Raw genomic sequence first — 15,131 nt, 5'->3', positions numbered from 1 at the left:
GCGATGGCACGGGACTACTACGAGGTGCTGGGCGTGTCACGGACCGCGAGCCCGGACGAGATCCAGCAGGCATATCGCAAGCTCGCTCGCAGGTACCACCCCGACGTCAACAAGGACCCCGAGGCGGAGGAACGCTTCAAGGACCTCAACGAGGCGTACAGCGTCCTGTCGGACCCGAAGACCCGGGCCCGTTACGACCGCTTCGGCGAGGACTTCCGCAAGATCCCCGAGGACTTCGACGAACGGGTCGCGGCGGGAGCGGGCGCCGGCTTCCGAGATGGGAGGACCGCGGGTGCGGGCGGTCCCCGCGTCCGGTACGCCACCGGCTTCGGAGCGGAGGGCATCGACATCGAGGACCTGCTCGGCTCCATGTTCGGAGCCGGCGCCGCCCGAGGCGGCGTCCCCGGAGCGGACCAGGAGGCCGAACTGCCCCTCACCGTCGAGGAGGCCTACAAGGGCGGCCGTCGCACCGTCACGCTCGCCGGTCCCGGCGGGCAGCCGCGGCGGTACGAGGTCGATGTGCCGCCGGGCGTCACCGATGGGCAGCGCGTCCGGCTGGTGGGCGAGGGCGGCCAGGGCAGTGGTGACGCCCCCGCGGGCGACCTGTACCTGCGGGTGCGTATTAAGCCCCACCCTCGGTTCCGGCTGGACGGCCGGGACGTGCACATTCAGATCCCGGTTGCCCCCTGGGAGGCGGCCCTGGGGGCGACCGTGCCGGTGCCCACCCCCGGCGGCAGCACGGCCAAGGTCACGGTGCCTGCGGGCTCGTCCAGCGGTCGACGGCTGCGGCTGCGCGGCGAAGGCATGCCCAACCCGCGCGGCGCGAACGGCGACCTGTTTGCCGAACTCCGCGTCGTGGTGCCGCCCACCCTCGGCGATCGGGAGCGTGAACTGTTCGAGGAGCTCGCCGCCACCTCGTCGTTCGACCCCAGGAGGACACGATGAAGGACCGACCCCCGGGAGCGGCTGGCATCGGCCGGGCCGGTGTGGGCCACCGTCCGGTACGAACGGGTGCCGACATCACCGCCTCGACGGCTGTCCGGTACGCGCTCGTGCCCGCCCCCAGGCTCTCCTTGAACGTGGTGGCCAGTCGCTCGGGTCTCCACCCCGATCTGATCCGCCGGTTCGTCGCCCTCGGCCTGGTCGACGCCGAGCGCGACGCAGCGGGGCACCTGGTGTTCGACCCCACGGCCCCGGCGGTCCTCGCCCGTATCCAGCGGCTGCGCTCCGGACTCTGCCTCAACTACGCATCCATCGGCCTGGTGCTCGACCTGCTCGACCGCATCAGCCTGCTCGAAGCCGCCCTGCGCGGCCGCGGCACGAGGAGTGAAACACCCCCATGGACATGAACCGTCTCACCCAGAAGTCCCAGGATGCCCTTCAGGAGGCCCAGACCGCGGCCGTCCGCATGGGCCAGACCGAGGTCGACGGGGAACACCTGCTGCTCGCACTTCTCGATCAGGAGGACGGTCTGATCCCGCGGTTGCTGCAACGGGCCGGCACCGACCCGAAGGAACTGCACGCGGCCGTGAGCGAGGACCTCTCCCGCCGCCCGAAGGTCACTGGCCCCGGCGCGGCACCCGGCCAGGTCTTCGTCACTCAGCGCCTCGCCCGCCTCCTAGATGCCGCCGAACGGGAAGCCAAACGCCTCAAGGACGAATACGTGTCCGTGGAGCACCTCATGCTCGCCCTTGTTGAGGAGGGCTCTTCGACCGCCGCCGGGCGACTGCTCAAGCAGGCCGGCATCACCAGGGACTCGTTCCTGAACGCGCTCACCCAGATCCGCGGCAACCAGCGCGTCACCTCCGCCAACCCCGAAGTGGCCTACGAGGCTCTGGAGAAATATGGCCGTGATCTCGTCGCCGAGGCCAGGGACGGCAGGCTCGACCCGGTCATCGGCCGAGACGCGGAGATCCGCCGCGTCACCCAGATCCTCAGCCGCAAATCCAAGAACAACCCCGTCCTCATCGGCGACCCCGGCGTCGGCAAGACCGCCATCGTCGAGGGCCTCGCCCAGCGCATCGTCCGCGGCGACGTGCCCGAAGGGCTCCGCGACAAGATCGTGTTCGCCCTCGACATGGGCTCCCTGGTCGCCGGAGCCAAGTACCGCGGTGAGTTCGAGGAACGCCTCAAGGCTGTGCTCAGCGAGGTCAAGGCCGCCCAGGGGCGCATCTTGCTCTTCGTCGACGAACTGCACACCGTCGTCGGCGCGGGCGCTGCCGAAGGGGCCATGGACGCGGGCAACATGCTCAAGCCGATGCTCGCCCGCGGCGAACTCCACATGATCGGCGCAACCACCCTGGACGAGTACCGCAAGCACATCGAGAAGGATGCCGCCCTCGAACGCCGCTTCCAGCAGGTCCTGGTCGACGAGCCGAGCGTGGAGGACACCATCTCCATCCTGCGCGGACTGCGCGAACGCCTGGAGGTTTTTCACGGCGTGAAGATCCAGGACTCCGCGCTGGTCTCCGCGGCCACCCTCAGCCACCGCTACATCACCGACCGGTTCCTGCCCGACAAGGCCATCGACCTCGTCGACGAGGCGTGCGCCCGGCTGCGTACCGAGATCGACTCGATGCCCGCCGAACTCGACGAGATCACACGCCGCGTCACTCGTCTGGAGATCGAGGAAGCGGCCCTCTCCAAGGAGACCGACTCTGCCAGCAAAACCCGCCTGGAGGAGCTGCGCAGTGAACTGGCCAACCTGCGCGGTGAGGCCGACGCCAAACACGCCCAGTGGGAGGCCGAACGCCAGGCGATCCGCCGCGTGCAGGAACTGCGCCAGGAACTGGAACAGGTCCGCCACGAGGCGGAAGAGGCCGAACGCGCCTATGACCTCAACCGCGCCGCCGAACTCCGCTACGGCCGCCTCCAGGACCTGGAGCGCCGACTCGCCGCAGAGGAGGAGCAACTGGCCGCCAAGCAAGGGCAGAACCGGCTGCTGCGCGAGGTCGTCACCGAGGAGGAGATCGCCGAGATCGTCGCCGCCTGGACCGGCATCCCCGTCGCCCGCCTCCAGGAGGGCGAACGAGAGAAACTGCTGCGCCTCGACGAGATCCTGCGCGAGCGCGTCATCGGCCAGGACGAGGCCGTCAAGCTCGTCGCCGACGCCATCATCCGCGCCCGCTCCGGCATCCGCGACCCCCGCCGCCCTATCGGCTCGTTCATCTTCCTCGGCCCCACCGGCGTCGGAAAGACCGAACTGGCCAAGACCCTCGCCCGGACCCTGTTCGACTCCGAGGAGAACATGGTCCGCCTGGACATGAGTGAGTACCAAGAGCGGCACACCGTAAGCCGGCTCATGGGTGCACCGCCCGGATACATCGGCTACGAGGAAGGCGGCCAGCTCACCGAAGCCGTCCGCCGCAAGCCGTACTCGGTGGTGCTGTTCGACGAGATCGAGAAGGCGCACACTGATGTCTTCAACACCCTGCTGCAGATCCTCGATGACGGCCGCATCACCGATGCGCAGGGCCGCACCGTCGACTTCCGCAACACCGTGATCATCATGACGTCCAACATCGGCTCCGAGCACCTCCTCGACGGCGCCACGGCCGAGGGCGAGATCAAGCCCGACGCCCGCGCCCTGGTGATGGGCGAGCTGCGCGGGCACTTCCGCCCGGAGTTCCTCAACCGCGTCGACGACATCGTGCTGTTCAAGCCGCTCGGCGAGCGGCAGATCGAGCGAATCGTCGAGCTGCAGTTCGACGAGCTGCGGAAGCGGCTGGCCGAACGCCGCATCACCGTCGAACTCACCGACGCGGCTCGGGAGGTTATCGCCCACCAGGGCTACGACCCGGTGTACGGGGCGCGGCCGCTGCGGCGTTACATCTCCCACGAGGTCGAGACACTGGTCGGGCGCGCGCTGCTGCGCGGCGACGTCCAGGACGGCGCGACGGTCCGCGTAGACGCCGAGCACGGCGAGCTGGTGGTCACCTACGACCAGCAGGCGGAGCGGGAAACGAGGGCGGCGTGAACACCACCCGGACGGTGACCTCGACCTGCCCGAACTGCGGGCGCACCAACCGGATTCCTGTGGCCGCCGAGGGTCGCCCCAACTGCGGCCACTGCAAGCAGCCCCTGCCCTGGATCGTCGACGCAGGCGACGACGACTTCGCCGAGGTTGCCGACAACGCCACCCAGCCCGTCGTCGTCGACCTCTGGGCCACCTGGTGCGGCCCCTGCCGCATGGTCAGCCCCGCCCTTGAACAGGTCGCCCGCGACCTCGCCGGACGGATCAAGCTTGTCAAGGTCGACGTGGACAAGAATCCGCAGCTCAGCCGGCGGTTCGAGGTACAGGCGGTGCCGACCCTGCTCGTTCTGGATCAGGGCGAGACGGTAGCCCGGCAGGCCGGCGCGGCACCCGCGCACGTCCTGCGCTCGTGGGTCGAGCAGGCGATGAAGGGAAGGCAGACCACTGCAGGAAAGTGATAACGATGGGCCGACCACCGCAACCGGATTGTACGGAGGCTATTCCCGTAGCAAAGGTGGGCCCACCCGCAGGTACCTGGGCCGACTCGCACGCTCGCCCGTACCCGGGCCGTCGGATGCCTGGGCCTGGCAGGGCATTTCAGGGAGGCTGATTGGTCCCGACATGCGCATTCATTCACGTAACCCGTCAGCCAGGCTGGCGGGGAAGCCGAGGGGCCGGGAGCTACCCCGGCGCCCGCAGTCGGAGGTTGCCGTCATGACCGTGATGTCCATCGCCAGGTTCGAAAGGTTCTTCCGCGCAGCCGCGGGGCTGGACGTCGACAAGAACGATCTCAAGCGCTACAGCGACTTCGTCGACGCCAAGCTCTACGATCTGCTGACCGTTGCCCAGGCCACAGCCAAGGCCAACGGGCGCGACATCATCCGGACCTGTGACCTGCCGATCACGAAAGGCCTGCAGGAGAGCATTCACCACTTCCAGAAGATCGACCAGGAAGTAGAAATCAAGCCGATTCTAGAGCAGCTCGCCACCCACCCCGCGCTGGACCGGACGCCCGACGAGGAGACCGAGGCGGCTTATCCGGACATCATCGGCGGACTCAGCCTGGCCCTTGCCCAGAGCTTCAAGATCCTCCACCCCGACCTGAAGAACCCGCAGACTCAGCACTGGGACGAGGCCCGAGCAGTCTTCGACCTGCTGCTGTGAGTGGCGATCGCCTCATCCGCGTCCAGGGTGCCGCCAAGACCGATCTGTGACCCCGCCAGATGTGAAGTCGGTCCTGAGCCCACCGATGCGCCGCCTCCACGGCGAACCCATCCACGAGACCGCCGGCGCCGCCCGGCTGCGATCCGGCTATGGGCGCCCCTGCAGGGCGAGAGTCCGCGGGCTGAACGGATGCGCGTAACGCATCAAGTCCTGGCGCCGCGACGCTGGACTGGTGGGAACGCCCAAAGGCCCGGGAACCCGCGTCTCGACGCAGCCTGCTGCGGCCTGGTGCGCTCGACACGGGAGGGGTGATGTCCCGCCGGGCTGTTGCCGCCCCGGTGCTGCGCCGCTGGGTGAAGGAGACCATCGCGGGCGCCGCGGCTGAGCAGTCCCACCCACGGAAGGAGAACCCTGATGACCACGATTCCCGACCCGCACCTGGCGATGGTGCGCCCAGTGACGCCCCATACTCCGGAGGGCTGCGAGGAGTGCCTCAAGGAGCGTTCCCCGTGGGTGCACCTGCGGCTCTGCCTCACCTGCGGGCACGTCGGCTGCTGCGACTCCTCGCCCCTCAAGCACGCCAGGCGGCACGCCGGCAGCGCCGGTCACCCCATCGTGCAGTCCTTCCAGCCGGGAGAGGACTGGCGCTGGTGCTACGTCGACGAGGCCCTGGTCTGATGAGCGCGGCCGAGCACAAGCAGAGTGCGGTCCACGAGACACCAGACCGGTACGGGGCGTTCCCGCGCCTGACACCGGAGCAGCTCGAGGACCTGGCTGGGCACGGTGAGCGCCGAAGGACCGCCGAGGGCCAAGTGCTGTACCGCGAAGGCGAGCCGTTCCGGGAGTTCCTCGCGATCCTCAGCGGGACCGTCGAGATACTCCACGATCTCGGCGGGCCCGACGAGCGCACGGTGGCCGTACACGGACCCGGCAGATTCCTGGGCGAACTCGGGTTGCTGGAGGGCCAGACGGCGTTCAACACCGCCGTGGTGCGCGAGGCGGGCGAGGTCCTCGCCGTGCCGGTGGAACGGCAACGAACCCTGGTCGGCCGCGACCCCGTCCTCGGCGACCTGATCCTCCGCGCTTACCTGTGCCGCCGGTATCTGCTCATCGGCCTCGGCGCCGGCTTCCGGATCATGGGCTCGTGCTACTCACCGGACACGCTGCGGCTGCGGGAATTCGCCGCCCGCAACCGGCTGCCTCACCGCTGGGTGGATCTGGAGAAGGACAAGGAGGCGGAAGCGCTGCTGCGCCGGTTCTCCATCCGCCCCGAGGAGACTCCGGTGGTCATCTGGAAGGGCGAGCGGGTACTGCGCAATCCGAGCAACGCCGAACTCGCTCGCCTCATCGGGCTGCCCGCCCCCTCGCCGGAGGCCGGGCGGTGTGACGTGATGGTGGTCGGGGCGGGCCCCGCGGGACTCGCCGCCGCCGTGTACGGTGCCTCCGACGGTCTCACCACGGTCACTGTCGACGCCGTGGCCACCGGAGGCCAGGCCGGTACCTCGTCTCGCATCGAGAACTACCTTGGCTTCCCGTCGGGCATCTCCGGGGGCGAACTCATCGAACGCGCGGTGCTCCAAGCCCACAAGTTCGGTGCCCGCCTCATGGTGCCGGCCCAGGTCAGTGCCCTCACCCCGCAGGACGACGAGTACGTCGTCACCTTCGCAGACGGGTCCCGGGTCCGGGCGGCCGCCGTGGTGCTCGCCTCGGGTGTCTGGTACCGCCGGCTCGAGGTGCCCGGCATCGACCGCCTGGAGGGCGTCAGCGTCTACTACGCTGCCACGGTCCACGAGGCCGGTCTCTGCCAGGCGGATCCGGTCGCCGTGGTCGGCGGCGGGAACTCCGCCGGGCAGGCGGCGCTCTTCCTCGCGAACCACGCGTCCAGGGTCCACCTCGTCGTTCGGGGCGGTGACCTAAACGCGGACATGTCGCGCTACCTGGTGGACCAGGTGGAACCGCACCCGAAGATTGAGGTGCTGCTCCACTCCGAAGTCCGGCGTGCCTCGGGGGAGGAGAAGCTCGAGTCGCTGCTGGTGGAGGACAACGCAAGCGGTGAGCACCGGGAGCTGCGGGTCGCGGCGCTGTTCGTGTTCATCGGGGCCCGGCCGCACACGGAGTGGCTCAGGGGCGTGCTGGCCCTGGACGAGAAGGGCTTCGTCCTCACCGGCGCTGACGCCCAGGCGGCGGCCGATCCGACCCGGTGGGACTTGCTCGGCCGGGGTCCGTTGCTGCTGGAGACCACCCTTCCCGGGGTCTTCGCCGCCGGCGACGTCAGGAGCGGCTCGGTCAAGCGGGTGGCCTCGGCGACCGGTGAGGGTGCCATGGCGATCCGCCTCGTGCACGAGCACCGCGGAAAGACAGGAAATCTGGTCCGCTCCGCTGGCCCCTAGTCCAGGTGCGCCGGCCGGTGGCGGCCCGAGCCTTTTCCTGACGCTGGCCTTCTCCCTGACGACCCGTGGGCGGCCCGGCCCACCCCCCGAGCGTCCTCCCAGCCGCCTCCAGCGCTACGCCGCCGGTTCCATGAACGGGATGAAGTGGCGAGGGAGAGGCACTACCCGGCGACTACGGTGTGAGCAGGAACGCCGCAGTGACGCAACGAGCACGGACAGCATGGCGTAGAGGCAGATGATGCCGATGGGTCATGCGGAGGAGATGTGGCCGTACCTCCTGCACCTACCGGCGGGCCAGCGTGTCACGCGGCGTCGACGTTGCCTCCGAGGCATCCTGTGGGCACGGGCGATCGCGGGGGCAGCCGTCGGGAAGGAGTCATGCGGGTGTCGTCTGCGGGCGTTACGGTCGTGGCTCTCCTGGCGGATCCGGATGCGCCGACGGAGATCGCGCAGCGCATGGCCCAGGTACTTCCCACTCGGCTCGCCGACAAGTCGGGCCAGGGGCGGCGTTTCGAAGTCAAGGTGGTCAGTGAGCCCTTCACCGCAGGGACCGAGGACCCACCCACCTTGATGCGCCGGATCATGGACCGCGGAACAGCTGAGCATTGGGACATCGTCGTGGCCCTCACCGACCTTCCGCTGCGCTCACACGGGCGGAAGGTCGTTGTGGATCTGAGTCACGAACACGGTTTGGCGCTGGTGTCTCTTCCTGCGTTGGGGGGCTTGCGTCTGCAGTCGAGGGCGCGGCGGGCCGTGGAAGAAGCCGTGCTGGGCTTGGCGGGTCCGCCGGCCACTGGGACTGGAGGACCTCCGCAAAGTCAGCCGGTGCTCGGGCCCTTCGTCAGTCGTCTCGCGCCTGTTCACCGGGGCCCGGTCGAAGAGGAGGAGACCGCTGATCTTCGGTACGTCGTCAGCGGGCCGCGCGGTTACCTGAGGGTGCTCGTCGGTATGGTCCGCGCCAACCGGCCGTGGCGGTTGGTGCCGGGCTTGTCGAAGGCCTTGGCGGCCGCACTGGCCACGGGAGCAGTCGCCACCGTGAACTCCACCATCTGGAGCCTGGCCGAGTACCTGAGCGCGCCACGCCTCGTGATCGCGACGGTCGGGTCTGTCGGGCTCATGATCGGCTGGCTGATCATCGACGCAGAGCTGTGGCATCGATCGACAGAGGTCTCGGCGGAGGCGAGGCAGAGGGCGAGGCTGTACAACGCCTCGACGGTCATGACCGTGGGTATCGGGGTGCTCGTCTGCTACGGCGGGTTGATCGTCATCAATTTGGTGTGGGCTCTGTTCATCATCAACGGCGAAGTGTTTGCTTCCGTGACACGAAGCCCGCTGCAGGCAGCGGAATACTTGACGTTGTCATGGTTCGTCGCTTCGGTTGCCACCGTGGGCGGCGCGCTGGGATCAGGCTTGGAGAGCGACGAGGCGATCCGGGCAGCCGCCTACTCCAAGCGCGAACAGGAACGTCTCCACATGCTCCAGGACGACCACGGTGACCAGCTGGTAACCTGAGTTGAAGACGCGTCGTTGATTGACGGTCGTCCGGGTCCGAAGATTCCGCTGGTCGATCAGTGCGTGAGTGTTTCGCGTCATGGGCCGACGGGGACTCGGACGGTACGCCGCCGGAGCGCCGGGGTTTCGCTTGACGGCCCGGCTGTGGCACCACCGTTCCATCCGAACCGCGTGGACAGCCCACACAGGCATGCCGGAGCCGCGGACCTCGTCGCACCCACTCCCTGGAGTCAGGCTCTTTGCGCTGTCTCCATCCCTGCTGTGCCGCGGCCATGCTGCGGCACCAAAGGAAGCCATCATGAAAGCAGCGGTATATGAAGGCCCGCGAACGGTCACAGTGAAGGACGTACCAGACGCGAAGATCGAACACCCCTGCGACATCATCGTCAAGATCACCACTACCAACATCTGCGGTTCGGACCTGCACATGTACGAGGGCCGCACCTCGTTCGAGTCTGGCCGCACCCTGGGACACGAAAACATGGGCCAAGTCGTGGAGGTCGGCCCGGCCGTCCGCAAGGTCCAGGTCGGCCAGTACGTGGTACTGCCCTTCAACATCGCCTGCGGCTTCTGCAAGCAGTGCGAGCGCGGTCTCACCAACTACTGCCTGACCATGCAGCCGGAACCGGCACTGGCCGGAGCCGCCTACGGATTCGCCGACATGGGCCCCTACCAGGGCGGCCAGGCAGAACTGCTGCGCGTGCCCTACGGCGACTTCAACGCGCTGCGTCTGGGCGAGGACGCCGCCGACCGGCAGACCGACTATGTGATGCTCGCCGACATCTTCCCCACCGGCTATCACGCCACCGAGATGGCCCACGTCAAACCGGGCGACCAGACGATCGTCTTCGGGGCCGGTCCCGTCGGGCTGATGGCGGCCTACTCAGCCCTCCTGAAGGGCGCCGGCCGTGTCTGGGTAGCCGACCACCAGCCCGACCGGCTGCGCAAGGCGGAGGAGATCGGGGCCATCCCGATCAACACCGCCGAGCAGAAGCCTGCGGAGGTCGTCAAGGAGGCCACCCTCGGTCTGGGCGCCGACAACGGTTGTGAGTGCGTCGGCTACCAGGCACACGACGCCAAGGGACACGAGGACGCCAGCCTCACGCTCAACGGACTGATCGACTCGGTCAGGTTCACGGGCGACATTGGCGTGGTGGGCGTGTTCCTGCCCAAGGACCCCGGCGGTGCCGAGGCCCAAGGGGAGCTGGAAGCGCAGGGCAAGGTCCCGATCGACTTCGGCATGATGTGGTTCAAAGGCCAGCACATGGGCACCGGGCAAGCGCCGGTGAAGAAGTACAACCGGGCGCTGCGGGATCTGATCGCCGGCGGGAAGGCAAAGCCCAGCTTCGTCGTCTCCCACGAACTCAGCCTGGACGAGGCACCCACCGCCTATGAGCACTTCGACGCCCGTGACGAGGGCTGGACCAAGGTGGTCCTGCATCCGAACGGACACGGCAACGGCCACAAGGGATAAGGGACCCGAGGGCCGCCGTCCCACCCGTTTCCCCGGACCGGTCCGGCCGACCGGTGGCGCTCACCCCCGGCCGGCCGGGGCTGAATGGGCGACGATCGCCTGCGCTCCGGTCGGACCTGAGCCAGCGGCAATCGCCCGCTCTCCAGCCCGGTGGGACGGACGGTGGACGCCCAGTATTGTCCGCAGTGGCACCGCCGCGTCCCAGCGGTGCGGCCGCCCTGTTCCTGGGCCCGTGCGGGAGGCTTTCCTTGCCTGACGGCTGCGCCTACCTCAATCAAGCCGACGCGACCCGGCAGGGCGTTCCGGCTGGGCTCACACCGTGAGGTGGCTGCGGGCCTTCGGGGAGGTCGTGCGATCCGGGCTCACGATCGAGGAGACGCGGCTGGAGCCCCTGCTCGCGCTGCGCACGGCCGCTGGGGTGGCGATCGTCGTCGGGCCGGCGCTGTGGCTGGCTTCCCCTGCATACGCCGCGTCCGCCGCCCTGGGTGCCTACTCCGCGGGTGGGGCCACCTTCCAGCGCACCTGGCGCCCACGCAAGGTGATCGCGCTCGGCGCGGGCGCAGGCCTGGCGCTCAGCACCTTCGTGGGCTACCTCGCAGCGGGGCGACTCGTGACGTTCCTCCCCCTGCTGGCCGTATGGGCCTTTCTCGCGGGGATGGCGTGGGCCGTCGGATCGACCGCTGGGATCGTCGCAGCGACGACCGTCGGCAGCATGCTGGTGACCATCACCCTGCCCACAAGCGTCGAGCGAGCCCTGGAGCACGCAGGGATCATCGCGCTCGGAGGCGTGGCACAGGCCGTGCTCATCTTGCTCTTCCCGATCCGCCGGTGGGGGGCACATCGTGACGCGCTCGCCGACGCCCTGGCCGCCGTGGCGGACTACGCCCGCCGGCTGCGACACGACCCGACCGCCCCGTTCGACCCGGAGCCGTTGATGACGGCCCGGGACGCGGCCGCCGTGACGCCCTCACAGGCTCGCACCCGTCCCCCCGCCCTCCACGGACCGCGGGGCCTGGCCGAGCGCATTCGGCCGGTCGTTGCCGCGCTCGCCGACCCGGACGTCGGCGCCCCGTCGGATGGACCCGGGCGGGACCGGGCCCGAGAGCTGCTCAACGCGGCCGCCGACGTCCTGGACGCGGCCGCCCGTTCGATCCGCCGTGGCACTCCCGCCCAGGTGCCGCCCGAGAGCGCGGACGTCCTGCGCGCCGACGACGAGCACGAGGTGCTGGAGGGCCCCGCCCGGCAGGCCGCCGAGCAGCTCGTGGAACTACTCGGCGAGGCATTGGAGGTCGCCGGGAGCGGCGCGCGCGGAAAAGTGGCCACATCGCCCGGCACCGCGAGCGCCCAGTTTCTGGTGCGCCCGACCATGTTCCGGCTGCTCCCGGTCGCCGTCCGGGCGGTCCGCTGTGAGCTCCGCTGGGATTCGCCCGTGTTCCGGCACGCCATCCGCCTGGCGGCGGTGGCCACGCTCGGCTATCTGATCGCCGCCCGGCTACCCCTGAACCACGGCTATTGGGCACCCATCGCCTCAGTGATGGCGATGCGGCCGGACTTCCACCGGACGTACGCGCGTGTCGTGGCCCGTCTTGCCGGGACCCTGGCCGGGGTCGCGCTCGCCACCGGGATGGTCCGGACCCTGGGCCCGGACGCCCATGTGCTCGGTGGGCTGGCGGTGGTCTCGGCGGGCCTGTCGTACACGCTGATCCGCACCGGTTACGCCTACTCCCAGTGCTTCACTGCCGCATACGTCGTCTTCCTGCTCGGGATGGGCGGCCAGGCATGGGAGCAGACGGTCCCGGAGCGGGTGGTGCTCACCCTGATCGGCGGGGCCCTGGCCATGCTGGCGTACGTCGTGTTCCCCGCATGGGAGACGCCCCGACTGCCGAACCGGCTTGCGGACTGGCTCGCCGCCAACGGTCGCTACGCGGCCGCGGTGCTGCGCAGCTACGCCGAACCGACCGGGGAACGTCGCGCCGACATGCGCAGGGCATTGCTGGCGAGCAGGGAGGCACGAGCAGCCTGGCAGGAGGCCTATGACCAGGCAAGGCAGGAACCGGTCCGCCCCAGGGGTCTGACGTCGCGCGAGGCGGAGGAGGCGCAAGAGGCGCTCAAGGGTTTCGGCCGGGCGGCGATGCTCATGGAGAGCCATGTCCCGCGGGCCGACAGCCGTTCCATCCCCGAGGCGGAGCGGTTCGCCGAGGCCCTGGAGGCGGACACCGCGCAGGCAGCGGACGACGTGCGCGAGCACCGGATTCCGGACTGGGGGCGCCTGGAGGAGGCGCTCCATGAGTGGGAGGGCGCCCCAGCCGGGGACCGGAGCACGGTGGCGCGGCGCGGCGCCGAACTGCAGAGGCGTGCCTTGGAGGATCTCACGACGGCCGTCAGCCGCACACCCCTGGAACGGGACGTCGGCTCTGTACGCGAGGAGCAGCGGGTACGCGCGGCCGTGGCGGCGGAAGGTGACGGATCAGGACCCGCTCACCGGCGTGGGTGACGGCGTCGGCGACGGGTAGCGCCGCGCCTCCTGAACCGGGAAGTAGTCTCCAGGCCGCGTCGAGCGCCGCCACACGTACGCCGCTGTCGCCATCACGAGGATCAGCCCCGCCAGGATGAGCAGTTCGATCCCCTCGACGTTCCACCGGAAGGACTTCTCCGCCTCGGCCGTCACGATGAGCACCTTGCGAATGCCGGCAATCAGGCCGACGACGAGAAACGGCTCCGCGTCGAGCGTCTGGTTCCTGATGGTGAGGCGGACGGTGTGGAGCAACTCGGCCACGATGAACAGCACAAGGCCGTTGTCCAGGGCGGAAAGAACGACCGTCTCCTCGCGGTACGGCCCCTGGATCGACTTGATGACGTCGTGGACGACCCCGACGGCCAGGAGCCCCGCCAGCAGTACGAGGAGCGCCGCGACGACGAGGTGGATACCGTCCTCGATGAGCTGTAGGAGGCTCTGCACCCGGCCGCCGCCCTCGATCTTCGGGAGAATGGATCGCACAGTCAGCATGCTAGGGGTGCCCCGGCCCACTGGCGCGGCGTGCTGCCGAACGGGTGGACAGCATCTCGTCGGAGCCACGATGTGTCGGCGGCCGGAGCGCTGAGCACGGCCTCGACGGAGTCCTCGGGGGCCGTCCCGCCGTGGCAATGTCGAGCGATCGCGTACGCAGCCGGTGCCGAACGGGACGAGGTCGGGCGCCGCGGCGATGATGATCAGCGCGACGGCGGCGAGGGGGGAACCGAGGGTCAGGACGGTGCGAAGGGCGCGGGCGTCGAGGATACGGCCGATGGGGATGCCGGCCAGGGCTGAGATGAGCAGGGACGCTGACCGACGAAAGTGGCGGCGGCCACGAAGGCACCTGTCCATCGATGCCGGCCTTGCCCGGCGCGGCGTACCGGTCCGAATCTCTGCGCGTCCAGCCGAAGGCACGAGGCCGGTAAAACCTGTTACCCGGGGAGCCGCCCGGCTGAGCGGAGGACATGCCGGAAGAGCGTGATCCCGGACGCCGGGAGGGGGCCCGGCGTCCAGGGCATTCACCCATCATGCGGCCTGCCTCACCGCACCATCCGGCTGCCCTCGATCCGCCACCACACACACGCGTATGAGGCTGTTTCCACCCAGACCGGCCGGGCAGCCGCCTCATATGACGCAATTCGGATACACCATGATGACCGAGCAGGCGGGCCCCAAGGACCTGGTGGCCCACGTGGTCAGGGCGGAGGAGGCGGGCTTTGACTTCTCGGTGACTTCCGACCACTACTTCCCGTGGCTGGACGAGCAGGGTCACGCGCCGTACGCCTGGAGCGTGCTGGGAGCGGCCGCGCAGGCCACCTCGCGGATCCCGCTGATGACGTACGTGACCTGTCCGACCGTGCGCTACCACCCGGCCGTCGTCGCGCAGAAGGCGGCGACGCTGCAACTGCTGTCCGAGGGCAGGTTCCGGCTCGGCCTGGGTTCGGGGGAGAACCTCAACGAACACGTCGTGGGCGGTGGATGGCCGGCCGTGGACGTCCGCCACGAGATGCTCGCCGAGGCCGTGGAGATCATCCAGGCGTTGTTCGAGGGAGGCTACGTCAACCACCGCGGCGAGCACTTCGACGTCGAGTCGGCGAAGCTGTGGGAACCTGCCCGACCTCCCGCCGCCGATCGGGGTCGCCGTCTCCGGGGCACAGTCCTGCGAACTGGCGGGACGGCTCGCCGACCTGATGATCGCCACCGAGCCGGACGCCGAACTGGTGGCCGCGTTCGACGAGCAGGGAGGTTCGGGCAAGCCGCGGGTCGGGCAGCTGCCGGTGTCCTACGACCCGGACCGGGCCACGGCCGTGCGCCGGGCGCACGAGCAGTTCCGCTGGTTCGGCGGCGGCTGGAAGGTCAACTCCGAACTGCCCGGGACGGAGGCCTTCGCCTCGGCCGGCGCCCACGTGCGCCCGGAGGACGTCGCGCAGTCCATCCCCTGCGGGGACGACCCGGATGCCTTCGTGGAGGCGGTCCGCCCGTACGCGGAGGCAGGGTTCACCGAGATCGCCCTCGTCCAGGTGGGCGGCGACAGCCAGATGGCCTTCCTGGACTGGGCCGAGAAGACCCTGCTCCCCGCACTGCGGGAGCTCTGACCCCCGTCGA

The 15,131-nt window shown here is 69.5% G+C and carries 11 protein-coding genes and 1 pseudogene; 11 read left to right on the top strand and 1 reads right to left on the bottom strand.

The window, feature by feature from the left end; translation table 11 throughout:
* The first annotated feature begins 3 nt into the window (after positions 1-3).
* The 10 genes from CHF15_RS40465 (at position 4) to CHF15_RS40420 (ending at position 13,007) form a co-directional block, all read left to right on the top strand.
* Complete coding sequence (locus CHF15_RS40465; protein WP_089228941.1) at positions 4-945, top strand: DnaJ C-terminal domain-containing protein; 942 nt, start codon at positions 4-6, stop codon at positions 943-945.
* Positions 942-1,349 carry a chaperone modulator CbpM gene (locus CHF15_RS40460; RefSeq protein ID WP_089228940.1) on the top strand — a complete coding sequence of 136 codons (408 nt, stop codon included), beginning with the start codon at positions 942-944 and terminating at the stop codon, positions 1,347-1,349. The genes CHF15_RS40465 and CHF15_RS40460 overlap by 4 nt, the downstream gene beginning before the upstream one ends.
* The gene (gene clpB / locus CHF15_RS40455) at positions 1,340-3,976 is read left to right on the top strand and encodes an ATP-dependent chaperone ClpB (protein WP_089228939.1); all 2,637 of its coding nucleotides are present in this window, start codon (positions 1,340-1,342) and stop codon (positions 3,974-3,976) included. The genes CHF15_RS40460 and clpB overlap by 10 nt, the downstream gene beginning before the upstream one ends.
* Entirely contained in the window at positions 3,973-4,431 is a 459-nt protein-coding gene (gene trxA / locus CHF15_RS40450) for a thioredoxin (RefSeq protein ID WP_089228938.1), read from the top strand. Before clpB ends, trxA begins: the two co-directional genes overlap by 4 nt.
* Positions 4,432-4,687: 256 nt before the next feature.
* Entirely contained in the window at positions 4,688-5,137 is a 450-nt protein-coding gene (locus tag CHF15_RS40445; RefSeq protein WP_089228937.1) for a DUF1931 family protein, read from the top strand.
* Positions 5,138-5,551: 414 nt separating this feature from the next.
* Positions 5,552-5,815: a UBP-type zinc finger domain-containing protein gene (locus CHF15_RS40440; RefSeq protein ID WP_089228936.1), complete on the top strand. Its 264-nt coding sequence runs from the start codon at positions 5,552-5,554 to the stop codon at positions 5,813-5,815.
* Positions 5,815-7,527, top strand: coding sequence for an FAD-dependent oxidoreductase (locus tag CHF15_RS40435; RefSeq protein ID WP_089228935.1), 1,713 nt, complete (start codon positions 5,815-5,817; stop codon positions 7,525-7,527). The genes CHF15_RS40440 and CHF15_RS40435 overlap by 1 nt, the downstream gene beginning before the upstream one ends.
* Before the next feature lie 378 nt (positions 7,528-7,905).
* Positions 7,906-9,039 (top strand): hypothetical protein, encoded by a 1,134-nt coding sequence (locus CHF15_RS40430; protein ID WP_179280198.1) that lies wholly within the window; start codon positions 7,906-7,908, stop codon positions 9,037-9,039.
* A 298-nt stretch (positions 9,040-9,337) separates the two neighbouring features.
* Positions 9,338-10,513, top strand: a complete 1,176-nt coding sequence (locus CHF15_RS40425; protein ID WP_089228934.1) for a glutathione-independent formaldehyde dehydrogenase — start codon at positions 9,338-9,340, stop codon at positions 10,511-10,513.
* 319 nt (positions 10,514-10,832) lie between these two features.
* Positions 10,833-13,007, top strand: coding sequence for an FUSC family protein (locus tag CHF15_RS40420; RefSeq protein WP_089228933.1), 2,175 nt, complete (start codon positions 10,833-10,835; stop codon positions 13,005-13,007).
* Here CHF15_RS40420 and CHF15_RS40415 read toward each other — a convergent pair.
* Positions 12,981-13,520 (bottom strand): phosphate-starvation-inducible PsiE family protein, encoded by a 540-nt coding sequence (locus CHF15_RS40415; protein ID WP_089228966.1) that lies wholly within the window; start codon positions 13,518-13,520, stop codon positions 12,981-12,983. The genes CHF15_RS40420 and CHF15_RS40415 overlap by 27 nt on opposite strands.
* A gap of 634 nt (positions 13,521-14,154) precedes the next feature.
* Between CHF15_RS40415 and CHF15_RS40405 the strand changes: the two are divergent.
* Positions 14,155-15,121, top strand: a pseudogene (locus CHF15_RS40405) (LLM class F420-dependent oxidoreductase).
* Positions 15,122-15,131 lie beyond the last annotated feature (10 nt).

Origin of the sequence: Actinacidiphila glaucinigra, from assembly GCF_900188405.1 — a bacterium.
Lineage (GTDB): Bacteria > Actinomycetota > Actinomycetes > Streptomycetales > Streptomycetaceae > Actinacidiphila > Actinacidiphila glaucinigra.
Note: the sequence above shows the minus strand (reverse complement) of the source record. Positions and strands in the feature narration are given on the sequence as shown.